21 protein-coding genes are annotated in these 25753 nt (G+C 70.1%); 9 read left to right on the plus strand and 12 right to left on the minus strand.

Features of this window, described 5'->3' with window-relative positions; all coding sequences use genetic code 11:
• Window positions 1-18: 18 nt before the first annotated feature.
• Window positions 19-2196 (minus strand): murein biosynthesis integral membrane protein MurJ, encoded by a 2178-nt coding sequence (gene murJ / locus ACWCP2_RS02320; RefSeq protein ID WP_450906714.1) that lies wholly within the window; start codon window positions 2194-2196, stop codon window positions 19-21.
• Between the two features lie 46 nt (window positions 2197-2242).
• Window positions 2243-4510, minus strand: coding sequence for a DUF6049 family protein (locus tag ACWCP2_RS02325; RefSeq protein WP_450906715.1), 2268 nt, complete (start codon window positions 4508-4510; stop codon window positions 2243-2245).
• Window positions 4511-4697: 187 nt separating this feature from the next.
• Here ACWCP2_RS02325 and ACWCP2_RS02330 point away from each other — a divergent pair, with 187 nt between their 5' ends.
• Window positions 4698-6140 carry a CCA tRNA nucleotidyltransferase gene (locus ACWCP2_RS02330; RefSeq protein ID WP_450906716.1) on the plus strand — a complete coding sequence of 481 codons (1443 nt, stop codon included), beginning with the start codon at window positions 4698-4700 and terminating at the stop codon, window positions 6138-6140.
• 50 nt (window positions 6141-6190) lie between these two features.
• Here ACWCP2_RS02330 and ACWCP2_RS02335 read toward each other — a convergent pair whose 3' ends face one another.
• The 3 genes from ACWCP2_RS02335 to ACWCP2_RS02345 form a co-directional block, all read right to left on the minus strand.
• Entirely contained in the window at window positions 6191-7471 is a 1281-nt protein-coding gene (locus tag ACWCP2_RS02335; RefSeq protein ID WP_450906717.1) for an MFS transporter, read from the minus strand.
• 105 nt (window positions 7472-7576) lie between these two features.
• Window positions 7577-8659 carry an inositol-3-phosphate synthase gene (locus ACWCP2_RS02340; RefSeq protein WP_450906718.1) on the minus strand — a complete coding sequence of 361 codons (1083 nt, stop codon included), beginning with the start codon at window positions 8657-8659 and terminating at the stop codon, window positions 7577-7579.
• A 49-nt stretch (window positions 8660-8708) separates the two neighbouring features.
• The gene (locus ACWCP2_RS02345; RefSeq protein ID WP_250738617.1) at window positions 8709-9311 is read right to left on the minus strand and encodes a PadR family transcriptional regulator; all 603 of its coding nucleotides are present in this window, start codon (window positions 9309-9311) and stop codon (window positions 8709-8711) included.
• Between the two features lie 274 nt (window positions 9312-9585).
• On the opposite strand from ACWCP2_RS02345, the gene ACWCP2_RS02350 reads away from it, so the two are divergent.
• Both ACWCP2_RS02350 and ACWCP2_RS02355 read left to right on the plus strand, forming a co-directional pair.
• Window positions 9586-12126 (plus strand): transglycosylase domain-containing protein, encoded by a 2541-nt coding sequence (locus ACWCP2_RS02350; RefSeq protein WP_450906719.1) that lies wholly within the window; start codon window positions 9586-9588, stop codon window positions 12124-12126.
• Window positions 12127-12239: 113 nt separating this feature from the next.
• Window positions 12240-13700, plus strand: a complete 1461-nt coding sequence (locus tag ACWCP2_RS02355; protein ID WP_450906720.1) for a glycosyltransferase family 87 protein — start codon at window positions 12240-12242, stop codon at window positions 13698-13700.
• A gap of 1 nt (window position 13701) precedes the next feature.
• Here the strand turns inward: ACWCP2_RS02355 and ACWCP2_RS02360 are convergent, their stop codons facing one another.
• The 3 genes from ACWCP2_RS02360 to ACWCP2_RS02370 all read right to left on the minus strand — a co-directional run bounded on the left by ACWCP2_RS02360 (window position 13702) and on the right by ACWCP2_RS02370 (window position 16376).
• Window positions 13702-14733 carry an alanine racemase gene (locus ACWCP2_RS02360; protein WP_450906721.1) on the minus strand — a complete coding sequence of 344 codons (1032 nt, stop codon included), beginning with the start codon at window positions 14731-14733 and terminating at the stop codon, window positions 13702-13704.
• Between the two features lie 84 nt (window positions 14734-14817).
• Complete coding sequence (locus tag ACWCP2_RS02365; RefSeq protein WP_243331146.1) at window positions 14818-15936, minus strand: lipid II:glycine glycyltransferase FemX; 1119 nt, start codon at window positions 15934-15936, stop codon at window positions 14818-14820.
• A gap of 128 nt (window positions 15937-16064) precedes the next feature.
• Window positions 16065-16376: a hypothetical protein gene (locus tag ACWCP2_RS02370; protein WP_450906722.1), complete on the minus strand. Its 312-nt coding sequence runs from the start codon at window positions 16374-16376 to the stop codon at window positions 16065-16067.
• A gap of 249 nt (window positions 16377-16625) precedes the next feature.
• On the opposite strand from ACWCP2_RS02370, the gene rpsF reads away from it, so the two are divergent.
• The 4 genes from rpsF to rplI all read left to right on the plus strand — a co-directional run bounded on the left by rpsF (window position 16626) and on the right by rplI (window position 18336).
• Window positions 16626-16916 (plus strand): 30S ribosomal protein S6, encoded by a 291-nt coding sequence (rpsF, locus tag ACWCP2_RS02375; RefSeq protein ID WP_015034882.1) that lies wholly within the window; start codon window positions 16626-16628, stop codon window positions 16914-16916.
• A gap of 72 nt (window positions 16917-16988) precedes the next feature.
• Entirely contained in the window at window positions 16989-17591 is a 603-nt protein-coding gene (locus tag ACWCP2_RS02380; RefSeq protein ID WP_266956744.1) for a single-stranded DNA-binding protein, read from the plus strand.
• Window positions 17592-17634: 43 nt separating this feature from the next.
• On the plus strand, window positions 17635-17871 hold the full coding sequence (gene rpsR / locus ACWCP2_RS02385; RefSeq protein ID WP_005315025.1) for a 30S ribosomal protein S18: 237 nt from the start codon (window positions 17635-17637) through the stop codon (window positions 17869-17871).
• Window positions 17872-17889: 18 nt separating this feature from the next.
• Window positions 17890-18336 carry a 50S ribosomal protein L9 gene (gene rplI, locus ACWCP2_RS02390; protein WP_243331152.1) on the plus strand — a complete coding sequence of 149 codons (447 nt, stop codon included), beginning with the start codon at window positions 17890-17892 and terminating at the stop codon, window positions 18334-18336.
• 92 nt (window positions 18337-18428) lie between these two features.
• Here rplI and ACWCP2_RS02395 read toward each other — a convergent pair whose 3' ends face one another.
• Window positions 18429-19766: an MATE family efflux transporter gene (locus ACWCP2_RS02395; protein WP_450906723.1), complete on the minus strand. Its 1338-nt coding sequence runs from the start codon at window positions 19764-19766 to the stop codon at window positions 18429-18431.
• Between the two features lie 452 nt (window positions 19767-20218).
• Between ACWCP2_RS02395 and dnaB the strand changes: the two genes are divergently transcribed.
• Both dnaB and ACWCP2_RS02405 read left to right on the plus strand, forming a co-directional pair.
• Complete coding sequence (gene dnaB, locus ACWCP2_RS02400; protein WP_254382415.1) at window positions 20219-21682, plus strand: replicative DNA helicase; 1464 nt, start codon at window positions 20219-20221, stop codon at window positions 21680-21682.
• A gap of 10 nt (window positions 21683-21692) precedes the next feature.
• A complete protein-coding gene (locus tag ACWCP2_RS02405) occupies window positions 21693-23078 on the plus strand; it encodes a serine hydrolase domain-containing protein (RefSeq protein ID WP_450906724.1) in 1386 nt (461 codons plus the stop codon).
• A 10-nt stretch (window positions 23079-23088) separates the two neighbouring features.
• Here the strand turns inward: ACWCP2_RS02405 and ACWCP2_RS02410 are convergent, their stop codons facing one another.
• The 3 genes from ACWCP2_RS02410 to ACWCP2_RS02420 are packed head-to-tail and all read right to left on the minus strand — an operon-like array spanning window position 23089 to window position 25685.
• Window positions 23089-24264 carry a winged helix DNA-binding domain-containing protein gene (locus ACWCP2_RS02410; RefSeq protein WP_450906725.1) on the minus strand — a complete coding sequence of 392 codons (1176 nt, stop codon included), beginning with the start codon at window positions 24262-24264 and terminating at the stop codon, window positions 23089-23091.
• Between the two features lie 51 nt (window positions 24265-24315).
• Complete coding sequence (locus ACWCP2_RS02415; RefSeq protein WP_450906726.1) at window positions 24316-24780, minus strand: N-acetyltransferase family protein; 465 nt, start codon at window positions 24778-24780, stop codon at window positions 24316-24318.
• Window positions 24781-24797: 17 nt separating this feature from the next.
• The gene (locus ACWCP2_RS02420) at window positions 24798-25685 is read right to left on the minus strand and encodes a GNAT family N-acetyltransferase (RefSeq protein ID WP_450906727.1); all 888 of its coding nucleotides are present in this window, start codon (window positions 25683-25685) and stop codon (window positions 24798-24800) included.
• Between the last annotated feature and the right edge of the window lie 68 nt (window positions 25686-25753).

The raw sequence follows: 25753 nt of genomic DNA on the forward strand, positions 1-25753 counted from the left end.
GGGGGAAGGTTGTACGCATCAGCGACCCAGACGTCCGCGGACCATCCCGACCATGGCGTTGAGTTCTTCGATGCGCATCCGCTTGGCGGCCACGAGGAACACCGCCACCAGGGCGATGCCGCCGGCCACCAGGGCGGTGAGTGAACCGAGCGCTCCGCTGCCGATGTAGTGCAGGGCGGCGAAGGCGACGGCGCCGGCCACCGCCGCGGCGGGCACGCAGGCTCCGATGAGGCGGGTGTAGGTGCGCATCACGTGCGCCCCGTCGAGGTCGCCGCCCAGGCGGGTGCGCAGCCGGCGCCAGGCGACACCGACGCCCACGGCGTAGCCGAGGCCGTAGGCGGCGCCCATGCCGACGACGGCCCAGCGGGCGGGGAGCACGAAGAAGGCCACGGCGGACATGCTCGCGTTGACGGCGGCCACGATGACCGTGTTGTAGAAGGGGGTCCGGGTGTCCTCGTAGGCGTAGAAGCCGCGCAGGACCACGTACTGGACGGAGTAGGGGATCAGTCCGAGGCCGAAGGCCATCAGGATGAAACCGATGTTCTGGGCGCTCTGGGAGCCGGAACCGGCGTAGAGCAGGCCCGCCATGGGGACGCCCAGGGCCAGGAACGCGAAGGCGCAGGGCACGATCGCGACGGCCGAGGTGCGCAGTCCGTAGGAGATGTCGTCACGGACGGCGGCGGCGTCGCCGTCGTGGGCGGACCGGGAGATGCGCGGCAGGACGGCGGTCATGACGGAGACGGTGATGATGGCCTGGGGCATCTGCCAGAGCAGGAGGGCGTAGTTGTAGCCGGTGATGCCGGTACCGCCGTGGCCCTGCTTGTCGGCCACCTCGCCCGCCCAGGTGGCGAGCTGGGTGACGACGATGAGGCCGAGCTGGTTGGCGAGGACGAAGAAGAACGTCCACTTGGCCAGGCCCGCGGCCTTGCCGAGGCCGTGGCCCCTCCAGTCGAACCGCAGGCGCGGCCTGAAGCCGGCGTCGCGCAGGTAGGGAATCATCGCCAGGGACTGGACGACCAGTCCGAGCAAGGTGCCCAGACCCAGCAGCCGCACGCCCTCGGGGGTGATGCCGGCCTCGGTGACACCCGTGGTGGTGAAGCCGCCGAAGGCCCAGATGAAGGCGCCGAAGGTGGCGATGACGACGATGTTGTTGAGGACCGGGGTCCACATCATCGCGCCGAACCGGCCGCGGGCGTTGAGGATCTGACCGAGGACCACGTGCACGCCCATGAAGAACATGGTGGGCAGGCAGTAGTGGGCGAAGGCGACGGCGACGTCCAGCCGGGCCGGGTCGTCGGCGATCTTCTGCGACATCATGCCGATGAACAGCGGGGCCGCGAGCACACACACGACGGTGACGGCGCCCAGCAGGACCATGACGAGGGTCAGCAGGCGGTTGGCGTACGCCTCTCCCCCGTCCTCGTCGTTCTTCATCGCGCGTACCAACTGCGGGATGAAGACGGCGTTGAGGGCGCCGCCGCCGACCAGGACGTAGATCATCGTCGGCAGGGTGTTGGCGACCTGGTAGCTGTCGTTGAGGGTGGCGACGCCGATGGCCCCGGCGATCATGAGGGTCTTCATGAAGCCGGTGATGCGGGAGACGATGGTGCCGGCGGCCATCAGGGCGCTGGACTTGAGCAGGTTGGAGGCGCGTCCGGCGGGCTTGCTGGGTGCGGGGGCGGCCACGGGGGCGTCCTCGGCGGGGGTGCGCGGCGCCGCGTCCTGGTCCCGGTACAGGTGGGCGAAGGCGTCGGGGCGGGGGTCCTCGTCGGCGGCCTTGGTCACGAGGGAGTCCACGCCGACGAACTGCGTGGTCGTCGCGTGGTCGCCGTAGGGCAGGTGCCGGGACGGGCCGTCCGGTTCGGGCGGCGGCGTCTGGGCCCACACCCGGGGGTCCGGGGCGTACGAGGGGGTCGGCGGGGCCGCGTAGAGCGGGCCGGGCTCCTGGAAGGTGCCGGGCGGGGGCGGCGGGTGCGAGGCCCGGTCGTAGAGGACTTCCGCCACCGGGTCCTGGGCGGAGAGGTCCTGCGCCCGGTACGGGTCGTAGGCGTAGGCGTCCTGGACATAGGGGTCGTGGTCCGGCGCTTGCTCGGGCGCGGGAGCCTGTCCCGGCACCGGGGCGCCGGGGGCAGTGCCCTGGGAGGGCGCGGGCCCGCCAGCGCCCTGCGCACGGTCACCTTCGTACGGCGCGTTCATCGAAACCCCACCTCATCGTCCCCAGGCCGACCGGCCACGGCATCGCTCAACGGTCCACTGTCTCACCCGTGCCGGACGGGTCCGCGCTTTGCGGTCCGGTGTCCGGGGACTCGTCACTCTGCTGCGTGCTCTCCTCGGCGGCGGCACGTGCCGCGACACGCTTGCGGCTGGCGTACATCTTGATGCCGGCCAGTACGAGGAGAAGGACACCACCCGCGATGACGAGCATGACGGTCGGGGTCACCTCGGTGGCTTCGACGGTGAACTTGCGGGCCTTGCCGTAGGGCACGCCGTCGGTGGTGAAGAGCTGCGCCGTCACCTCGACGGGGCCGCTCGCGGTGGCGTTGGCGGGGAACTTCACGGTCTGGCTGTGGCCGCCCTGGATGGCGACTTCCTGCTGGGCCTCGCCGCTGTCGCCGAACATCAGACGGGTCGGGTTGGCCGACCGGAGCCGCAGGACCAGGTTGTGGGTGTCCTGGACGAGGCTGTTCTGGACGGTGACGGGGATGGTCGCGCTGTGTCCGGAGAGCGTCGCGTCGGACTTGGGGATGATCTTGACCTTCTCGGTGAGCCGGATCAGGTACTCCTGCACCTGGTCCCGGTACTCCCGCGCCGCGTCGGGGCGGCTGCGCCACGAGGAGGACATCTCCCGGTTGGTGGTGTTGCCGAAGGGGATCTCCACGCGGTCGGGCGCGGACAGGATCACCTTGAAGTGGTCCAGGGTGGTTTCGGTCGTGCGGATCTTCTCGAAGGCGGAGACCGGCAGTTCCTGCTTGCTCAGGTACTCCGGGTACTGGCCGGCCCCGGGGACCTGGGTGGCGGCGCGGGGGTCGGGCGTCGCGGCGGCCGCCGCCTCCAGGTCCACGGCCTGGCTCCAGCGGCCCGACTGCAGGCCCCGTACGGCGGCGGCCATCGTCTGGGCCTGGCTGGCGCTGGGCATCCGCTGCGGGGCGACGACGAAGCTGCGCTGGCTGTCGGTCTCCTGCAGGTTCAGGGCGAGGGTCTGGGCGAGGAACTGCTGCACCGCGAGGGTGGAGGTCCCGGCGCGGAGCATGTCGCCCTGGAAGGCGGTGGAGAGATCGGCGTCGGCGACGACGGCCGTGGTGCCCGCGCCGATGGGCCGCGCGGCCGACGGGGTGTAGCCCAGGGCGCCGGTCTCCTGGAGGCTGTCGCTGCGGGTGAGGACGTTGTGGGCGCCGGCCGAGGTCGCGACGTTCACGATCGAAGGGTCGATCGCCCCGTCCACGGGCCAGGAGAAGTCGGTGCTCGCGGGGACGTGCAGGACCGTCTCGACGGCGTCCCTCGCCTTGTCGGTGGCGGGCCGCAGCTGTCCCAGGGTGCCGGAGACGTCCTTGCCGCGGTGGGCGAGCGAGGCGATGTCCGGGTCCGCGAAGGGCAGGGCGACGACCTTCTTGCCCTGGACGGCGCTTTCCAGCGCGCTCAGCCACTGCTCGGCGACGGCCTTGTTCTTGCCCTGGACGGTCTTGCCGTCGGGGGTGCGGACCCGGTAGCCCTTGGTCATGGCGTCGACGGTGTAGAGCAGGTCCGGGTCGATGACCCAGGTGATGGGAAGGTCCTTCCCGAGGGTGACCATCTGTTCCAGGCGGCCGCCGGGCCTGAGCTCCTCGGCGAGGCCGTCGTCGAGGAACACCGGGGTCTGCACCTCGTCCGAGCCGGTTTCCGAGGTCAGGTGCGTGGTGGAGATCAACGGCCAGACGTAGGCGAGCTGGGAACGCTTGGCGGCGGTCTCCGGCTGCCAGGGCAGGAAGGTCCGCTTGATGCCGAGGACCTGCTCGTACTGGCGGCTCTCGGTCTCCCCGGACAGGGAGACGCCGAGCTGGTAGACGCCGTCCTCGTCCAGGTCCAGCTTGTTCACCGGCACCTTCAGGGTGAAGGGCCGGCTGACCTTGGAGGGCAGCGCATCGATCTTCACGGCGAATTCGGCGCCGACCTCCGCCGGGTCGGTGCCCGCCCGGAACGCTCCGCGCTCCGCGGCCTCGTCGATGGAGCTGCGGTCCCCCAGGGCCGGCCCGACCCGCAGACCCACGTGCGCGTCGGTGATCTTCTCGGAGCCGTTGTTGATCACGGTGCCCGAGATGGTGAGCGTGTCGCCCTTGACCGGTGCGCTCGGCGTCAGGCCGTCGAGCTGGACGTCGACGGCGGCGGCCGCCGTGTCGGCGGCCTGGGCTTCGGGGGCGTGCGAGTAGACCAGGCCGGCGAGCACCGGGGTCCCGGCGAGCAGGACGACCGCGCGCCGCAGCCAGCGTCGCCGGGCAGGAGCGGGCGCCCCCTGGATGTCTGCCGCCTCGGCCAACGCGCTCGCCCGTCCCTCGGAGTGTCAGTGGTCGTCGTTTGTGCGTCCACGCATGGTAACGAGGCCCGCTGTGCGCGAGTGCCGCGCCTTGCTCCACATGATCGGGTCCGCCCCGGAGCGGCCGAGGGGCGGGGTGGCCGCAAAACGCGGGCGCTCCGGGCGGGCCGGGCACGTACCCTTTTCTGTTGTGCCGAACGCCAACGAAGACAACCCCAGTGTCCTGAATCACGGGCAGGCCCGCGCAGTGAGCGAACTGCTGCGGATCGCCCCTGTCGCCGACGAGCTCGGCCGCCGTTTCCAGGAGGCGGGTTTCCGTCTCGCCCTGGTCGGCGGGTCCGTCCGCGACGCGCTGCTCGGGCGTCTCGGCAATGACCTCGACTTCACCACCGATGCCCGTCCCGAGGACGTCCTGAAGATCGTCAGGCCGTGGGCCGACTCGGTCTGGGACGTCGGCATCGCCTTCGGCACGGTCGGTGCGCAGAAGGATGGCTTCCAGATCGAGGTGACCACGTACCGCTCGGAGTCCTACGACCGGACCTCGCGCAAGCCCGAGGTCTCCTACGGCGACTCCATCGAGGAAGACCTCGTGCGCCGCGACTTCACGGTGAACGCGATGGCCGTCGCGCTTCCCGAGAAGGAGTTCGTGGACCCGCACGGCGGTCTGGAGGACCTCCACGCGGGCGTGCTGCGCACCCCGGGCACCGCGGAGGACTCCTTCTCCGACGACCCGCTGCGGATGCTGAGGGCGGCGCGGTTCGCCGCCCAGCTCGACTTCGAGGTCGCCCCGGACGTGGTGGCGGCGATGACGGAGATGTCCGGCCGCATCGAGATCGTCTCGGCCGAGCGGGTCCAGGGGGAGCTGAACAAGCTCCTGCTGTCCGCGCACCCGCGCAAGGGCCTGGGCCTCCTCGTGGACACGGGGCTGGCCGAGCACGTGCTCCCGGAGCTGCCGGCGCTGCGCCTGGAGAGCGATGAGCACCACCGGCACAAGGACGTCTACGACCACTCGCTGATCGTGCTGGAGCAGGCGATCGCGCTGGAGGACGACGGCCCGGACCTGGTCCTGCGGCTCGCGGCCCTGCTGCACGACATCGGCAAGCCCCGGACCCGCCGGTTCGAGAGCGACGGACGGGTCTCCTTCCACCACCACGAGATGGTGGGCGCGAAGATGACCAAGAAGCGCATGACCGCGCTCAAGTACTCCAACGACATGGTCAGGGACGTGTCCCGGCTGGTGGAGCTGCACCTGCGCTTCCACGGCTACGGGGACGGCGAGTGGACCGACTCCGCCGTGCGGCGCTACGTCCGCGACGCCGGTCCGCTGCTGGACCGGCTGCACAAGCTGACCCGCTCCGACTGCACCACGCGCAACAAGCGCAAGGCGAACGCGCTCTCCCGGACCTACGACGGGCTGGAGGAGCGCATCGCCCAGCTGCAGGAGAGGGAGGAGCTGGACGCGATCCGGCCCGACCTCGACGGCAACGAGATCATGCGGGTCCTCGACGTGGGCCCCGGTCCGGTGATCGGCAAGGCCTACGCGTTCCTGCTGGAGCTGCGGCTGGAGAACGGGCCCATGGAGCACGACGCGGCGGTCGCGGCGCTCAAGGAGTGGTGGGCCGCACAGGCCTGAGGGCCGAAGGGGCCCGATGTTTCACGTGAAACATCGGTGCGGGGCGGCGGTCAGGGCGATGTTTCACGTGAAACATCGCCCTGACGCATGAGGAGTGCCGCGGTCGCGGCGTAGAGCAGCGCCACCCCGAGGATCAGGGTGACGGAGTGCCCGTCGAGGGGGAGCACGAGAGCGGCCACCCCGGCGGCGCCGACGAAGGCGGCGTTGAAGAGCACGTCGTAGAGCGAGAAGACGCGGCCGCGGAAGGCGTCGTCCACCTGGGACTGCACGACGGTGTCCGTGGAGATCTTGGCGCCCTGGGTGGCCAGGCCCAGCACGAAGGCCGCCGCCAGCATCGGTCCGGGCGCGAAGAACAGGCCGAGCGCCGGCACCAGCACGGCGGCGCCCGCGGCGCACAGGGTGATGGAGCCGAGTGCGCCCAGCCGGCCCACCAGCCAGGGAGTGACGACGGCGGCCGCGAAGAACCCGGCCCCGGACACGCCGACCGTGACGCCCAGCAGCGCGAGCCCGTCGGCCTCGTTGTCCGACCAGGCGTAGCGGCAGAGCATGAGCAGCGTCACGAACAGGGCCCCGTAGCAGAACCGCATGACGGTCATGGCGGTGAGAGCCCGGGCCGCCTCGCGCCGGGAGGCCAGGTGGCGCAGTCCCGAGGCCAGGCCCCGCACGGTGAGGGCGATCCCCTGGGCCACGGTCGGGTTGATCCGGCCGGGAGGATGGTCGGGCCCCAGCAGGCCCAGGGCCAGGCGCAGGGAGGCCAGGGCCGCGCAGAGGTAGAGGCCGGCTCCGAGGAGCACGACCAGGGCGTCGGACTCGTCGGCCAGTACCCGGACGAGGAAGGCCAGACCCCCGCCGGCGACGGCGGCGAGCGTTCCCGCGGTGGGTGAGAGGGCGTTCGCGGTGACGAGCTGGCCGGGTGCGACGACCCGCGGCAGGGAGGCGGCGAGCCCGGCCAGGACGAAGCGGTTGACCGCGGTCACGGACAGGGCCGAGGCGTAGAAGAGCCAGTCGGGAACGTCCGCGACGATCAGCATGCCGGTGATGCAGGCGAGGAAGGCGCGCAGCAGGTTGCCGTAGAGGAAGACCTGGCGGCGGCGCCAGCGGTCCAGCAGGACCCCCGCGAAGGGGCCGATCACCGAATAGGGCAGCAGGAGTACCGCCATGGCCGAGGCGATGGCCGCGGGCGAGGCCTGCTTCTCCGGGGAGAAGACGACAAAGGCGGCCAGCGCGACCTGGTAGACCCCGTCGGCGGCCTGGGACAGCAGCCGTACGGCGAGCAGGTTGCGGAAGTCCCGCAGACGCAGGAGTACGCGCAGATCACGTACGACAGCCATGAGGGAAAGGGTCACACACGCGGAGGGTCCCCGGGCATATTGCCCGGGGACCCTCCGCGGAAGAACTGCCGAAGTCCAGGTGTCCTCGCGGACGCCGGGGTTCGACTAGCGCTCGACCTCGCCCTTGATGAACTTCTCGACGTTCGCGTAGGCCTCGTCGTCGAAGTACTGCACCGGCGGGGACTTCATGAAGTAGCTCGAAGCCGACAGGATCGGGCCACCGATGCCGCGGTCCTTGGCGATCTTCGCCGCACGCAGGGCGTCGATGATGACACCGGCGGAGTTCGGGGAGTCCCACACCTCGAGCTTGTACTCGAGGTTCAGCGGGACGTCGCCGAAGGCGCGGCCTTCGAGGCGGACGTAGGCCCACTTGCGGTCGTCGAGCCACGCCACGTAGTCGGACGGGCCGATGTGGACGTTCTTCTCGCCGAGCTCACGGTCGGGGATCTGCGAGGTGACGGCCTGGGTCTTGGAGATCTTCTTCGACTCCAGGCGGTCGCGCTCCAGCATGTTCTTGAAGTCCATGTTGCCGCCGACGTTGAGCTGCATGGTGCGCTCAAGACGGACACCGCGGTCCTCGAACAGCTTCGCCATCACGCGGTGCGTGATGGTGGCGCCGACCTGCGACTTGATGTCGTCGCCGACGATCGGGACACCGGCCTCGGTGAACTTGTCCGCCCACTCCTTGGTGCCGGCGATGAAGACCGGGAGGGCGTTGACGAACGCGACCTTGGCGTCGATGGCGGCCTGGGCGTAGAACTTCGCCGCAGCCTCGGAACCGACCGGCAGGTAGCAGATCAGGACGTCGACCTGGCGGTCCTTGAGGATCTGGACGATGTCGACCGGGGTCTCGGCCGACTCCTCGATGGTCTCGCGGTAGTACTTGCCCAGACCGTCCAGGGTGTGGCCGCGCTGGACGGTCACGCCCTTGCTCGGGACGTCACAGATCTTGATGGTGTTGTTCTCGCTGGCGCCGATGGCGTCCGAAAGGTCGAGGCCGACCTTCTTCGCGTCGACGTCGAACGCGGCGACGAACTCGATGTCGCTCACGTGGTAGTCGCCGAACTGGACGTGCATCAGACCGGGGACCTTGGCCGCCGGGTCGGCGTCCTTGTAGTACTCGACGCCCTGCACCAGCGAGGCGGCGCAGTTGCCTACGCCGACGATGGCTACGCGAACCGAACCCATTCCGGTTGCTCCCTGTTTGTTCTCGGACGAGGCCTGCGAGATGCAGACCTCACTTTGCAGTTTCGTCGGACGGACCGGGTCGTCTCTGATCCCGTCCCGCCCGCTCACTCTCGATGAGCTCGTTCAGCCAGCGCACTTCGCGCTCCACGGATTCCATGCCGTGGCGTTGCAGCTCGAGCGTGTAGTCGTCGAGCCGCTCGCGTGTGCGAGCCAGCGAGGCGCTCATCTTCTCCAGGCGCTCCTCAAGGCGGCTGCGGCGGCCCTCCAGCACCCGCATGCGTACGTCTCGTTCGGTCTGGCCGAAAAAGGCGAAGCGGGCGGCGAAGGACTCGTCCTCCCAGGCATCGGGGCCCGTGTGGGAGAGGAGCTCCTCGAAGTGCTCCTTGCCTGCTGCCGTCAACCGGTAGACGATCTTGGCGCGGCGCCCTGCGAGTGAAGCGGCGAGAGCGTCTTCCGGGGCATTGCCCGGCTCTTCGATCAACCAGCCGTTGGTGACGAGCGTCTTGAGGCAGGGGTAGAGCGTCCCGTAGCTGAACGCCCTGAACACCCCCAGCGAGGTGTTGAGCCGCTTGCGCAGCTCGTAACCGTGCATGGGGGATTCGCGAAGCAGGCCGAGAACAGCGAACTCAAGGATGCCTGAGCGCCTGCTCATCCGCTTGCCCTTCCCCTGCCTCGGAGTCTTTATGTCGAGCTGATGTATCGACTCGATACATCCAGACGATAGAACGGGTGGCCGTCAGCTACAAGTGGTGACACGGTGACCGGCGTCACATCATCGAATTGCTCGGGGCAAGTTGCCTGATTTGGGGTGAACTTCGGCAGTGATTGGCTTTTGTGCCTGCGTAGTCTGTGCGCCATGACACCGGGGGGACCGGAACTCACCTGCCGCTTCCAGGCCACTCGCCTGCCCGAGGAGTAGTCGTTCGATGAGCGAGCACCGCCGCAAACCGCAACAGCCCCAGAGCGGTGGCCGCGCCGCCGCCCGTAGGGCTGCCCAGCAGCGCCCGTCCAGGGGCGCCGGGCGCGACGTCCCCACCGCGTCGTCCAGCGGGCCGTACGGACAGCAGCCGGGGCCCGGAGGCCGGGCTGACGCCCGCAGAGCCGCCGGCCGCGCCCCGGCGGGCCGGGGCCGGGGCGCCGCGGGCGCCGGCCGCCCCAAGCGGTTCGTCAACTACCCGCGCGGCGAAAAGACCGGCTGGCAGCGCTTCGTCCCCTCCTGGAAGCTCGTGTGCGGCACCGTGCTGGGCTTCTTCGCGATCATCACGGCAGGCGCCGGCATCGGCATCGCCATGGTGAACAAGCCCGACGTGAACAAGACGGCCGAGGCGCAGAACAACGTCTTCTACTGGGACGACAACACCCAGATGGTCGCGACGGGCGGGTCGGTCAACCGCCAGATCGTCCCCATCGACAAGATCCCCAAGTCCATGCAGAACGCCGTGATCGCGGCGGAGAACGAGTCCTTCGACTCGGACAAGGGCGTCGACCCGATGGGCATCGCCCGCGCCGTGTGGAACATGGCCAAGGGCGGATCCACCCAGGGCGGCTCCACGATCACCCAGCAGTACGTGAAGAACCAGTACCTGGACTCGGACCAGACGGTCAAGCGAAAGGTCACCGAGCTCTTCATCGCAATAAAGCTGGGGGTGAGCGAGGAGAAGAACACGGTCCTCGCCGGTTACCTGAACACCGCCTACTACGGCCGCGACGCCTACGGGATCCAGGCGGCCGCGCGCGCCTACTTCGGCAAGGACTGCGACAAGCTCACCCCCTCCGAGACCGCCTTCCTCGCCGCCGTGCTCAAGGGCCCGAACCTCTACAACCCCGACGGCGGCATCGGCCCCCTGGCCACGCCGGAGCTCAACACCCAGCGGGCCCAGGAGCGCTGGAAATGGGTCCTGAACCGCCAGGTCACCGTCGGGCGCATGGAGAAGGCGGAGCGGGAGAAGTACACGACCTTCCCCACCCTCGTCGAATCCGCCCAGGCCGCCGGCATGTCCGGGCAGATCGGCTACCTCGTCGACACCGCCAACCTGTACCTGGCGAAGAAGGGCATCAAGGCCGAGGACCTGGCCAAGGGCGGCTACCGGATCCACACCACCTTCAACAAGAAGAGGGTCGACGCGCTGGTCAAGGCCGTCGAGAACACCCGCGACGGGATGCTCGACGAGAAGAAGCGGCCCGAGACCGACACCTTCGTCCAGTTCGGCGCGGCCTCGGTGGACGTGAAGACCGGAGCCCTCGTCGCCCTGTACGGCGGTCCCGGCATCGACAAGAAGCACTTCAACAACAACGCCAACACGTCCGGTGTCCAGGTCGGCTCGACCTGGAAGCCGTTCGTACTGGCCGCGGCCATGGAGTACGGCACCCAGAACTCCAAGGGCCGGGGCATCTCGGCCGACAGCAAGTACCAGGCGAACGACCTCACGGTGATCAACAACCGGGCGGGCGATCCGCTGCGCGACGGCTCAGGCAAGCCCTTCCGGCAGAAGAACGAGAGCCCGACCGCCTACGGCTACGTGACCCTGAACGAGGCGATGGAGAAGTCCATCAACGTCCCCTTCGCCCAGCTCGTCTTCGACGTCGGCCACGACAAGGTGCGGAAGGTCGCCGAGGCCACCGGCATCCTGCCGGACTCCTTCGACCCGAACGACAACGCCTCCTTCGCCCTGGGCACCTCGACCCCCAGCGCCATCCGGATGGCCGGTGCGTACGCCACCTTCGCCTCCTCCGGCGTCCACCACGAGCAGTACTCGGTGACCAGCGTCCAGAAGTCCGGCAAGGACCTGCCCGACTTCGGTCCTCCCAAGGACGAGCGGGCCATGGACGACTCGATCGCGGACAACGTCACCAAGGTGCTGGAGAACGTCGTCGAGAACGGCACCGGTACGAAGGCCAAGAAGCTGGGCCGGCCGGCCGCGGGCAAGACCGGTACCACCGACAAGAACATGTCGGCCTGGTTCGTCGGCTACACCCCGCAGCTGTCCACCTCCGTGGCGCTGTTCCGCTCGGACCCGAGCGCGAAGAAGAAGGAACTGATCTCCATGAGGGGCGTGGCGGGCATTCCCTCCCTCCACGGTGGTGACATCCCGGCCGAGATCTGGACGAAGTACATGAAGGAGGCGCTGGCGGGCGTCCCGGAGAAGAAGTTCCCGGAGCCCGAGGACATCGGGGTCGTCGCGGACGCCTCCGGCGCCCCCTCGCCCACGCCCTCCCCCTCGCCGTCCCCGTCCCCCTCGCCGTCCCCGTCGAGCTCGCCCTCCCCGAGCCCGTCCCCCAGCCCGAGCCCGTCGCGCACCGGTGGCAAGCCGACCTGCAAGCCGTGGGCCATCTGCAACCCGGACCCGAGCCCCAGTTCCTCCCGGTCGCCCTCGCCCTCGCCCAGCAAATCGGGCGGCGGCCGGCCGGGCGGAGCGACGAACGGCGGGAGCGGAGGCTTCCCGATAGGGGGCTCCACGGGCGGCTGAGCGGCCGGCCGGACGCCCCACGACACGGCACGAGAGGGCCGTCGCACCGAGTGCGGCGGCCCTCTCGCACGCTGTCCATGGGCGAGGGCGGCGCCGTACGGCAGGATGTGCGCATGACGAAGGTGCACGAGGAAAGCCCCGTACTGCCCACCCAGCAGGACGAGGTGGCCGCCGCGGGGAGCGAGCTCATCGGCGGCCCCCTGGGCCGCTACGCCCGGCTGGGCGGCCATTGGCTGAACCCGGTACGGGTCGTGGTCCTCGTGACGCTGGGGATGTTCGCGCTCGGCATGGCGCAGAAGCTGCCCTGCTACAACTGGGCCTGGTTCCGCGGGGCGGGCTCCCAGTACACCCACGCCTGCTACTCGGACATCCCGCACCTCTTCGTCGTACGCGGCTTCGCCGACGGCCTCGTCCCGTACTTCGACCGGCTCCCCGGCGACATGCAGTTCCTGGAGTACCCGGTGCTCACCGGGCTCTTCATGAAGGTCGCCTCCTGGATGACCCCCGGCTCCGGCTCCATGCAGCACCGCGAGCAGATGTACTGGATGGTCAACGCCGGCATGCTCATGGTCTGCGCCGCCGTGATCGCGGTGTGCGTGGCCCGTACCCACCGCCGCCGGCCGTGGGACGCCCTGCTCTTCGCCCTCGCGCCCGGTTTCGCGCTGACCGCCACCATCAACTGGGACCTGATGGCGATCGCCCTGACCGCCGCCGCGATGCTCATGTGGTCACGCAGCCGGCCGCTGGCCTTCGGCGTGCTGCTCGGCCTGGCCACCGCGGCCAAGTTCTATCCCCTCCTGCTGCTCGGGGCCGTGTTCGTGCTCTGCTGGCGGGCCGGGAAGTGGCGTGCCTTCGGCGCGGCCGTCGGCGGCACCGTGGCCTCCTGGCTCGTGGTGAACCTGCCCGTCATGCTCTTCGCCTGGGAGGGCTGGCAGAAGTTCTACACCTTCAGCCAGGAGCGGCCGATCGACTTCGGCTCCGTGTGGCTGCTGATCTCCCAGCGCTCCGGGAACCCGCTCGAGGACGCCAACACCTACGCGACCGGCCTGACACTGCTGCTGTGCGCGGCCATCGGCCTGCTCACGCTCACCGCGCCCCGCCGCCCCCGCTTCGCCCAGCTGGCCTTCCTGCTGGTGGCCGCCTTCATCCTGGTCAACAAGGTCTACTCGCCCCAGTACGTGCTGTGGCTCATCCCGCTCGCCGCACTGGCCCGGCCGCGCTGGCGGGACATCCTGATCTGGCAGACCGGCGAGGTCATCTACTTCCTGGGCATCTGGTTCTACCTCGCCTACACGACCAGCGGCGACAAGCACCAGGGCCTGCCGCTGGAGGGCTACCAGCTGTCGATCGCGGCGCACCTGCTGTGCACGCTCTACCTGTGCGCGGTGGTCGTACGCGACATCCTGCTGCCCGACCGGGACGTGGTGCGGCGCGACGGCTCGGACGACCCCTCGGGGGGCGTCCTGGACGGCGCCGAGGACGTCTTCACGCTCGTGCAGACGCCGAAGGCGCCGCAGGACGCGGCGCCTTCGGAAGGTCTGCGGGTCGACTGGGGCGCACGCCCCGGGGAGTGACTCAGGCGTCGAGCACCCGGTCGAACTGCGTGGTGGTGTGGCGCAGATGCGCCACCAGTTCGTCGCCGACCTTCGGCTCCGGAGAGTCCGACGGCACGAACAGGATCGACACCTGCATGTGCGGCGGCTCGGCGAACCAGCGCTGCTTGCCCGCCCACACGAACGGCGACAGGTTCCGGTTGACGGTGGCCAGACCGGCGCGGGCGACGCCCTTGGCGCGCGGCATCACCCCGTGCAGGGCCTTGGGGGCCTCCAGGCCGACTCCGTGCGAGGTACCGCCGGCCACGACGACCAGCCAGCCGTCGGAGGCGGCCTTCTGCTGCCGGTAGCCGAACCGGTCGCCCTTGGCGACGCGGGTGACGTCGAGCACCGCGCCGCGGTACTCGGTCGCCTCGTGGTCGCCGAGCCACAGCCGGGTGCCGATGCGGGCCCGGAAGCGGGTCTGCGGGAACTGCTGCTGCAGCCGCCCGAGCTCCGAGGCCTTCAGGTGGCTGACGAACATCGTGTGCAGCGGCAGCCGCGCCGCGCGCAGCCGGTCCATCCAGGCGATGACCTCCTCGACGGCGTCCGAGCCGTCCGGGCGGTCCAGCGGCAGGTGCAGGGCGAAGCCCTCCAGCCGGACGTCCTCGATCGCCGAGTGCAGCTGGCCGAGCTCCTGCTCGGAGATGCCGTGCCGGCGCATCGAGCTCATGCACTCGATGACCACACGGGCGCCGACCAGCCCGCGCACCCCGTCCAGCGAGGAAACCGAGCGGATGACCCGGTCCGGCAGCGGCACCGGCTCCTCACCGCGCCGGAACGGGGTGAGGACGAGCAGGTCGCCCCCGAACCAGTCCTTGATGCTGGCGGCCTCGTACGTCGTGCCGACCGCGAGGACGTCGGCACCCATCCGGGTGGCCTCCTCGCAGAGCCGCTCGTGACCGAAGCCGTAGCCGTTGCCCTTGCAGACGGGGATCATCCCCGGGAACTGGTCCTGGATCTGCTTCTGGTGCGCACGCCAGCGCGCGGTGTCGACGTAGAGCGTGAGCGCCATGCCCGTCCGGAGCCTCTCTCGAAAAGCTGCGTGGTGCAGCGGTGCGGTGTGTGTGGATGCGGTGCGGTGGGGATCGCGCCGCGGTCAGCGACGCGACATGTAGATGTCGAGCGCCTTGTGCAGCAGCTTGTTGAGCGGGAAGTCCCACTCACCGACGTACTCGACGGCCTCGCCGCCCGTGCCGACCTTGAACTGGATCAGCCCGAACAGGTGGTCGTTCTCGTCCAGGGTGTCACTGATGCCGCGCAGGTCGTAGACGCTTGCGCCGAGCGCGTAGGAGTCGCGCAGCATGCGCCACTGCATCGCGTTCGAGGGGCGGACCTCGCGCTTGTGGTTGGCGGAGGCGCCGTACGAGTACCAGACGTGCTGGCCGACGGTGAGCATCGTGGCGGCGGCCAGCGGCTCCCCCTCGTGCGTGGCGATGTACAGCCGCATCCGGTTGGGGTCCTCGGAGTTGAGGGCCGTCCACTGGCGCTGGAAGTAGCTGAGCGGGCGCGGGCGGAACTTGTCTCGCTCGGCCGTGACCTCGTACAGCTTCTGCCAGGTCGGCAGGTCCTCGTAGCCGCCCTGGACGACCTCGACGCCGGCCTTCTCGGCCTTCTTGATGTTGCGGCGCCACAGCTGGTTGAAGCCCTTGAGGACGTCGTCCAGCGAGCGGTTGGCGAGCGGTACCTGGAAGACGTACCGGGGCTGGACGTCGCCGAAGCCGGCGCCGCCGTCCTCGGCCTGCTGCCAGCCCATCCGGCGCAGCTTGTCGGAGACTTCGAAGGCGCGGGGCTCGATGACGGAGGCCTCCACGTCACGCAGGCGCTTGACCTCCGGGTCCTGGATACCGGCCTTGATGGCGGTCGAGTTCCAGCGGCGGATGACGACGGGCGGGCCCATCTTCACGGTGAAGGCGCCCTGCTGCTTGAGGTGCGCCAGCATCGGCTGGAGCCACTCCTCGAGATTGGGGGCGTACCAGTTGATGACGGGGCCCTCGGGGAGGTACGCGAGGTACCGCTTCACCTTGGGCAGCTGGCGGTACAACACGAGTGCGGCGCCGACGAGTTCGCCGGACTGGTCGAACCATCCGAGGTTCTCGGATCGCCATTCGTTCTTCACGTCGGCCCACGCCGGGACCTGGCAGTGGCTAGCCGAGGGCAGGCTCTGGAGGTAGCCCAGGTGCTGCTCTCGGCTGATGGTCCTCAGGGACAGGCTCATGCGGGGCGTCTCCTCGGCGGCTTCGCTGGCTATGGCGCGAAGCCTACTGCGACGGGGGCGCCACCCATCTGGGGGACAGGCCGTGCCTGGGCCGGTGGAGGCCGGCGCCCGGTCGCGGAGACACCCGGTCAGCCCAGCCAGCCGCCGAAGAGACCGCCGTGCGCCATGCCGAGGAAGAAGCCGATGGCCGAGGCTCCGAGGCCGATGATCAGTGCTGTGCGCTCGCGTGTCGTGACGGAGATGAACTGGCCGTAGAGCCCGGTGACGATCCCGATCAGCCCGGCCCACGAGCTGAGCAGGTGCAGATGGTGGAAGAACGCCGTGATGAACGCCACGGCGCCGAGGACCAGGGTGACCGCCACCAGGGTGTCCTGGAGCGGATGGGGTTTGCCGTCGGTCGCGAAGAGCGAGATGGACTGGCGTTGCATTGCCTGTGCCATGGGAGGCACCTCCTGGCTGCAGCAGAGCGGTGCTGCGGGCGGCCTCCGGCAGGGGCCGGGGGCTTAGCACCGAGAACACCCGATGCATACAGATTGTGGCCTCCTGGCGCCGGATTTCAACCGGAAGGAGTCGAGGAGGTAGTCTGTACAGCTGCGCGGTGTCTGCTCTGCAGATGCCGTGCGCACGCATCACGACCCTCCTGCCACGGAACGACCGTGGCCGCTGAGTCCAAAGGAGGTGGGTTCCACATGCGTCACTACGAAGTGATGGTCATCCTCGACCCCGATCTCGAGGAGCGCGCTGTCTCCCCGCTGATCGAGAACTTCCTTTCTGTCGTCCGTGAGGGCAACGGAAAGGTCGAGAAGGTCGACACCTGGGGCCGTCGTCGTCTCGCTTACGAGATCAAGAAGAAGCCCGAGGGCATCTACTCGGTCATCGACCTTCAGGCCGAGCCTGCGGTCGTCAAGGAGCTTGACCGACAGCTGAACCTGAACGAGTCGGTTCTCCGGACCAAGGTCCTTCGCCCCGAGACCCACTGAACTTCGGTTCAGCGGTAATCGGGACCGAGTAGCACAGCAGCCCAGCAGCAATCCCCGCCGAGAGGTTCATCCATGGCAGGCGAGACCGTCATCACGGTCGTCGGCAATCTCGTCGACGACCCCGAGCTGCGCTTCACCCCCTCGGGTGCGGCGGTCGCGAAGTTCCGTGTCGCGTCCACTCCCCGCACCTTCGACAAGCAGACCAATGAGTGGAAGGACGGCGAAAGCCTGTTCCTCACCTGCTCGGTCTGGCGCCAGGCGGCCGAGAACGTCGCCGAGTCCCTTACCCGGGGCATGCGCGTCATCGTGCAGGGCCGGCTGAAGCAGCGGTCGTACGAGGACCGTGAGGGTGTCAAGCGCACGGTCTACGAGCTGGACGTCGAGGAAGTCGGCCCCAGCCTGAAGAACGCCACGTCCAAGGTCACCAAGACCACGGGTCGCGGTGGCCAGGGTGGATACGGCGGCGGTGGCGGCGGTCAGCAGCAGGGCGGCGGCGGTGGCAACTGGGGCGGAGCCCCCGGTGGCGGCGCCCCTCAGGGCGGCGGAGCACCTTCCGACGACCCCTGGGCGTCCAGTGCGCCGGCCGGCGGCCAGCAGCAGGGCGGCGGCGGTGGCGGTTGGGGCGGAAGCTCCGGCGGCTCCGGCGGTGGCTACTCGGACGAGCCGCCCTTCTAGGGCAGCTCGCACCCCCACTTCTTGATTTCACAGGAGAGACACCATGGCGAAGCCGCCTGTGCGCAAGCCTAAGAAGAAGGTCTGCGCGTTCTGCAAGGACAAGACCGCGTACGTGGACTACAAGGACACGAACATGCTGCGGAAGTTCATTTCCGACCGTGGCAAGATCCGTGCCCGCCGCGTCACCGGCAACTGCACGCAGCACCAGCGTGACGTCGCCACGGCTGTGAAGAACAGCCGTGAGATGGCACTGCTGCCCTACACGTCCACCGCGCGATAAGGAAAGGGTGACCGAATAATGAAGATCATCCTGACCCACGAGGTCTCTGGCCTCGGCACCGCTGGCGACGTCGTCGACGTCAAGGACGGCTACGCTCGCAACTACCTGGTCCCGCGTGGTTTCGCGATCCGCTGGACCAAGGGTGGCGAGAAGGACGTGGCGCAGATCCGCCGCGCCCGCAAGATCCACGAGATCGCGACGATCGAGCAGGCCAACGAGTTCAAGGCCAAGCTCGAGAACGTCAAGGTCCGTCTGGCCACCCGCGCGGGTGACGCCGGTCGTCTCTTCGGTTCCGTCACGCCCTCCGACATCGCCACGGCGATCGAGGCGTCCGGCGGCCCGAAGGTCGACAAGCGCCGCGTGGAGCTGGGCTCCCCGATCAAGACCCTCGGCTCGTACCAGGTCTCCGTGCGTCTGCACGCGGACGTGGCCGCGACCGTCGGCATCGAGGTCGTCGCCGCCTAAGGGCTGCGCATGAAGGGCCGCACCCCTGTGGGGTGCGGCCCTTCTTCGTTGTTTCACGTGAAACATCGCCCGGCCGCGGTGGCCGGAGGGTCCTACCGCGTGGCTCCGGCGACCAGCCAGCGGCCCGAGCGGGCCCGCAGCTGGAGGGTGACCATCCGGACCAGCATCATCAGGGTCATGGCGCACCAGAGGGCCGTCAGACCGCCGCCCAGGGCCGGTACGAGCAGGGCGGCCGGGGTGAAGACCGCGAGGGTCAGCAGCATGGCCCAGGCCAGGTAGCGCCCGTCGCCCGCACCCATCAGGACGCCGTCGAGGATGAAGACGATGCCCGAGACGGGCTGGGAGACGGCCACCACGAGCAGGGCCGGCAGCAGGGCGTCCTCGACGGCGGGGTCGCTGGTGAAGAGCGGGATGAACACCGGCCGGGCCGCGATCACCAGGAGGCCCAGGACGATGCCGGAGACGATCCCCCACTGCACCATGCGCCGGCAGGCGGCCTTGGCCCCCTCGGTGTCGCCCGCGCCGAGGTAGCGGCCGATGATGGCCTGCCCGGCGATCGCGATCGCGTCGAGCGCGAAGGCGAGCAGGCTCCACAGGGAGAGCAGGATCTGGTGGGCGGCGATGTCGGCGTCCCCGAGGCGCGCGGCCACGGCGGTCGCGATCAGCAGGACGGCCCGCAGGGACAGGGTGCGGACCAGCAGGGGCGCGCCTGCCTGAGCGCAGGCCCGGATGCCCTCGGTGTCGGGTCGCAGGGAGGCGCCGTGCCTGCGGGCGCCCCGGACGACCACGACCAGGTAGGCGGCGGCCATGGCGCACTGGGCGATCACCGTTCCCCAGGCGGAGCCGGCGATGCCGAGGCCGGCCCCGTAGACGAGGGCGACGTTCAGGGCTCCGTTGAGGGCGAAGCCGCCGATCGCCACGTAGAGCGGGGTACGGGTGTCCTGGAGGCCGCGGATGACGCCGGTGGCCGCGAGGACGATGAGCATCGCGGGGATGCCGAGGGTGGAGATCCGCAGATAGGTGATCGCGTACGGGGCGACGGTGTCGGAGGCTCCGAAGAAGGAGATCAGGGTGGGCGCCGCGGGGAGCACGACGGCGACGACGAGCGCACCGAGGAGCAGGGCGAGCCAGATGCCGTCCATGCCCTGCCGGATGGCGGCCTGGAGGTCGCCCGCGCCGACGCGGCGGGCCACGGCCGCGGTGGTGGCGTAGGCGAGGAAGACGAAGATGCTCACGGCCGTGGTGAGCAGTGCGGCGGCGATGCCGAGACCGGCCAGCTGGGGTGTGCCGAGGTGCCCCACGATGGCGCTGTCGGCCATCACGAAGAGGGGTTCGGCGACGAGGGCGCCGAAGGCGGGGACGGCGAGTGCGAGGATCTCGCGGTCGTGCCGTCTCGGGGCAGCCTTCGGTGCGGTGGGGGCCTGTCTCATGTGCTCAATCTAATCTTCCACAGGTAATAGACGCAAGGCCCCTGGGAGTCTTACCGATACGCCGATTCGAGCGTTCGTCCCACCTCGTTGGAGGCGATCTCGAGACAGTGGCGAAAAATTTTCTCCCCCACAGCCGGTGGAGGAGGAAATTGCAGGTCAGATGGGGTAAGTGGGTGGGGCAGGTGATTTTGTCCACAGCACCGTCCCCCGGTCCGTGCACAGCTTCCGGGGAGTTACCCACAGCATTGGCGCCGTCATCCACACCTCATCCACACAGCCTGTGGATAACAAGATTGGCTGACGTCGCTCCCGGCCCTACCGTGGTGCGTTGTCCGACTCGCCGAAAGCCGATTCGGGTGCCCCAAATGTCAGAGCCGTGTCGTAGAAAGAGTGACACGGCAAGGTCCGCGTTGCGGACGGGAGGAGGCGGCCCGGTGAGCATGTCCGAGCCCATGGACGACCCCTGGGCCGACAGCGGTCCAGGTGACCGTCTGCCCGCCCGTCCGCGCCGCGGCGGCGAAGGCCGTGGCCGCGGGGACGAACAGAGCGACCGGGGCCGCGAGGGCGGCTCCTGGGACGGCGGTGGCGGCGGCTTCGAGCGGGTCCCGCCCCAGGACCTCGACGCCGAGCAGTCCGTCCTGGGCGGCATGCTGCTGTCCAAGGACGCCATCGCCGACGTGGTCGAGGTGCTGAAGGGCCACGACTTCTACCGGCCGTCGCACGAGACGATCTACCAGGCCATCCTCGACCTCTACGCCAAGGGAGAGCCGGCCGACCCGATCACCGTCAGCGCCGAGCTGACCCGGCGCGGCGAGATCAGCAAGGTCGGCGGGGCCCCCTACCTGCACACCCTGGTGCAGTCGGTCCCCACGGCGGCGAACGCCGAGTACTACGCGGAGATCGTCCACGAGCGGGCGGTCCTGCGCCGGCTGGTCGCCGCGGGTACGAAGATCACGCAGATGGGCTACGCCGCCGACGGGGACGTCGACGAGATCGTCAACAGCGCCCAGGCCGAGATCTACGCCGTCACCGAGCAGCGGACCTCCGAGGACTACCTGCCGCTCGGCGACATCATGGAAGGCGCCCTCGACGAGATCGAGGCGATCGGTTCGCGCAGCGGCCAGATGTCGGGCGTCCCGACCGGCTTCACGGACCTGGACTCGCTGACCAACGGTCTGCACCCCGGACAGATGATCGTCATCGCCGCCCGCCCCGCCATGGGCAAGTCCACCCTCGCGCTGGACTTCGCCCGTGCCTGCTCCATCAAGGCCAACCTGCCCAGCGTCATCTTCTCCCTCGAAATGGGGCGCAACGAGATCGCGATGCGCCTGCTGTCGGCGGAGGCCCGGGTGGCCCTGCACCACATGCGCTCCGGCACGATGACGGACGACGACTGGACCCGGCTGGCCCGCCGGATGCCGGACGTCTCCGCGGCCCCGCTCTACATCGACGACTCCCCGAACCTGTCGATGATGGAGATCCGGGCGAAGTGCCGCCGCCTCAAGCAGCGCAGCGACCTGTCGCTCGTCGTCATCGACTACCTCCAGCTGATGCAGTCGGGCGGCTCGCGCCGGCCCGAGAGCCGCCAGCAGGAGGTCTCCGACATGTCCCGAAACCTCAAGCTCCTGGCGAAGGAACTGGAGGTCCCGGTGATCGCGCTGTCCCAGCTGAACCGTGGCCCCGAGCAGCGCACCGACAAGAAGCCGATGGTCTCCGACCTGCGTGAGTCCGGCTCGATCGAGCAGGACGCCGACATGGTGATCCTGCTGCACCGCGAGGACGCCTACGAGAAGGAGTCCCCCCGTGCGGGCGAGGCGGACCTGATCGTGGCGAAGCACCGAAACGGCCCGACGGCCACCATCACCGTGGCCTTCCAGGGCCACTATTCGCGGTTCGTGGACATGGCCAACACGTAGCATCCGCACCATGGATGCCGCATTGAACGATTCTGTCCTGCTGCCCGCGACCCGGCGGGCGCTGAGTCACCGGATCGCGGTCGCGCAGCGCGAAGGCCGGTCTCCGTCGCTGGTGGCGGCCGTGGTGCGGGGCGGTGAGGTGGTCTGGGAGGGGTCCCGGACCATGGTCGAGGGGCACGGCCCCGACGCAAACGTGCAGTACCGGATCGGGTCGATCACCAAGACGTTCACCGCCGTGCTGGTGCTGCGGCTCCGGGACGAGGGCCTGCTGGAACTGGGCGACCCGGTCGAGAAGTTCCTTCCGGGTACGGGCGTCGGCGAGGTGACGGTGGGACAACTGCTGTCCCACACCTCCGGTCTGGCGGCGGAGACGCCCGGCGAGTGGTGGGAGCGCACGGCGGGCACGCTGCGGCCGGAGCTCTCGGACGTCCTGGGCGCGCACCCGTTCCGCTTCGAGCCCGGTCGGCGCCATCACTACTCCAACCCCGGCTACACCCTGCTCGGTTCGCTCGTGGAGGCAGTCCGCGGAAAGCCGTGGGAGGACGTGCTCCGCGCCGAGGTGCTGGAGCCGCTGGGGCTGGAACGCACGACGGCGCAGCCGGTGGCCCCGCACGCCGGTGGCTGGGCGGTGCACCCGTGGGCGGACGTGATGATGCCGGAACCCATGGAGGATCTCGGGCTCATGGCCCCGGCCGGCCAGCTGTGGTCCACCACCGGCGATCTGGCGGCGTTCGCCGCGTTCCTCGTACGGGGCGACGCGCGCGTGCTGAGCGCGGGGTCGGTGCGCGAGATGCGGACGTCGGCCACTCCCCCGGAGCCGGGTCTCGCCGAGCTCGGATACGGGCTCGGGATGCAGCTGACGCAGAGCGGTGGGCGCCGGCTCGCGGGTCACAGCGGCTCGCTGCCGGGATTCGTCGCCGGGCTGTGGCTGAGCGAGGAGGACGACGTGGCCGCGGTGGTCCTGGCCAACTGCACCTCGGGGCTGCCCGCTTCGACGCTCGCGGCCGACCTGGTGGGCATCGTCGCCGAGGCCGAGCCGCGGATCCCCGAGCCCTGGCGGCCGCTGCGGGAGTCCGATCCCGTCGCGCTGGAGCTCTGCGGCCCCTGGTACTGGGGCACCTCGGCCCAGGCCGTACGGCTGACCTACGACGGGTTCCTGGAGCTCGGTCCGGTGGGCGGGAGCGGCCGCTCCGCCCGTTTCCGGGCGGAACCGGACGGCAGCTGGACCGGGCTGGGCGGCTACTACGCGGGCGAGTCGCTGCGGGCCGTTCGGCGGCCCGACGGATCGGTGAGCCACCTCGACCTCGGCTCGTTCGTGTTCACCCGCGAGCCCTACGACCCGCAGTCCCCGGTGCCCGGCGGGGTCGACCCGCAGGGCTGGCGGGGCATCGGCTAGCGGAGCGCCCTCAGCCCGCTACGAGTTCACGCTCCAGCGGGGTGCGCATGCGGGGGGTGATGCGGGCCTCCCCCACCCAGGCGGCGAGCCGTGCGGCCTCGGCCTCGATGGCCGCCCGGGCCTCGCTGCCGGGGTCGCCCAGCAGCCGGTGGACGATCTCGCCGTCGCCGCGCTGGGCCCAGCCGCCGACGATCTCGCCGTTCCACCACACGGTGGGGCCGATGTTGCCGGCGTAGTCGAAGAGGACCGGGCGGTGGCCGGGGTCGAGGTGGAAGCCCCGGTCCGCCCAGCCCATGGCGCTCGGGTCGAGGGCGGGCAGCAGGGCGGCCCAGGGTTCCTGGCCGGGTTCGGGCGCGGTGTCGCCGGGGCTGACGAGCGCGGTGCTGCCGTCGTCGAGCCGGACCGTGTCGGGACCGACCGCGGCAAGGGCCTTGCGCGCATCGGTGAGGGTCCACCCCGTCCACCACTTCAAGTCGGCCTCGGTGGCCGGACCGTAGGACCGCAGCCAGCGGCGGGCGAGCTCGGCGCGGGCCTCGGCCGGGGGCAGGGCGGGCCAGGGCTCGGTGTGGACCCAGCGGTACTGGCTGGAGGTCCACGATCCCCGGGGCCGGTCCCGGCGGATGCGGCCGTCGCAGGCGAGCAGCCGGATGACGTGGGTGGCGACGCCCACCTTCGCCTCGTACTTCCCGCCCCGCTCGACGGTGACCTTCCGGCGCAGGAGCGGTACGGCCGCCGAGAGCTGGCTGCCGGTGGAGGGGCCGTGGCTGTCCAGGGCGTCGAGCGCGGCGCCCTCCGCCGCGGCGAGCCAGTCGGCATCGAGGCCCTGACCGTCCTCGGCGAGCCGCTTGAGGAAGTTCCGGCGCTCCTTCGCGGCGATGGCCCGCGCGGTGGAGGAGTCGACGTACGGGGCGAGTTCGGTGGAGACGGCGAAGAGCGTGCGGCGCATGCTGAGCAGCCGTACGAGGCTCACGTCCTCGTACAGGGCCCGTTCGACATCCTCGGGTCCGCCTTCGCGCAGCCGGGCCCGGGCCGAGAGGAAGACCGTCGAGGCGTCGGTGGCGTGCAGACCGATCACGGCGTCCGCGGCCTCGGGCACGCTCGTCGCGTGGGCCGACGGCGCGAGGCGGTGCCGGCGGCCGAGGCGACGCCGGCGTTCCGCGGTGCTGATGAGGGGAAGGCTGCTCATCCTCCCGATCGTAGGCCGGGCCGCGTACAGCGGCCCGGCCTGCGCCCGGGTTCAGAGCTGGAGCTTGAACCCGACGTGGGACGCGGTGAAGCCGAGCCGCTCGTAGAAGCGGTGGGCGTCGGTGCGGGTCACGTCGGAGGTGAGCTGGACGAGCGCGCAGTTCTCGGTACGGGACCGCTCGATCGCCCACTCGATGAACCGGGTGCCCAGTCCGCTGCCGCGTTCGTCGGCGTGAACGCGTACGCCCTCGATGATCGAACGGGTGCTCCCCTTGCGGGAGAGTCCGGGGACGATCGTCAGCTGGAGGGTGCCGACGACGCGGCCGGCCCGGACGGCGACGACCACGTGCTGGTGGGGATCGTCCGTCAGCCGCTTGAGCGCCGCCACGTACGGGGCGAGGTCGTCCGGGGACTCCCGGGTGGCGCCGAGCGGGTCGTCCGCGAGCATCGCGACGATCGCGGGCAGGTCCTCCTCGGTGGCCGGACGGATGAGCAGGCCGGAGGTGGTGTCGGTCATATGTGGGTCCTCCCGGCTCAGCCGGCCGCGACGGTGAGCGGGGCCCACCGGCGGGTCCAGTCACCGGGCGGACCGGGGAGGTCCCTGGTCATGACGGCGTTGAAGGCCACCGAGCCGAGACCGCAGTCCTTGAGCCAGCCGAGCAGTTCCTCGTGGCGTACGTCGACATCGGTGCGCAGGTGCCGGTCGGTGGCCGCCGCGAGGGCGGTGACGAGGGCCTGGGCCGTGCCGGTGTCCCGGGCCACCAGCGGTCCGATGACATGGGTGTCCATGTTGGGCCAGATGGCGCCGTAGCCGATCAGCTCGCCGGAGAGGTCCTCGGCGACGAGCAACCGGTCCGTGAAGGCGGGCAGGCGGGTGACCAGATGGGTCCGGTCGGCGCCGAAGACCTCGGCGTCCAGCCGGAGGATCCGGGGGATGTCCCCGGCGCCGGCGGGCCGGACGCGGAAGGTGTCCTGCGCGGGAGCGGCGGCATCCGGGCTGAAGGCGCCCACGAGCATCTCGGCGCGGCCGGTGGTCTCGAAGCCGAGCTCCTCGTAGAGGGGGCGGCCGTACGGGGTGGCGTGCAGCGTGAGCGGAACGCCCTTGAGGACGTCGTCGCAGACGTGCGTCATGAGGCGCCGGCCCAGACCCTGGCGGGCGTAGCGCTCGGCGACCAGGACCATGCCGATGGCGGCGAGTTCGGGGTCGGCCATCGGAGGTCCGTACCGGGTGACCACACAGGCCGTGGCGAGTCCCAGGCCGTCGGGGGCGTCGATGCCGTAGCCGTGTCCGGCCGCCAGGAGCAGCCCCCACTTGTGGTCCTCGCGGGGCCAGCCGCGGTCTTCGGAGAGATCGGCGCAGTGGCGGAGGTCGTCCACGGTCAGTGCGCGGATGGGGAGGTCGGTGAGATGGGGTGGTGTCACGGCCTCAGAGTGGTTCATGGACCGGGACCCGGTCCAGAGGATTTGGGATGGATGTTTCGGGGTGGATG

The organism is Streptomyces sp. NPDC002104, from assembly GCF_053593795.1.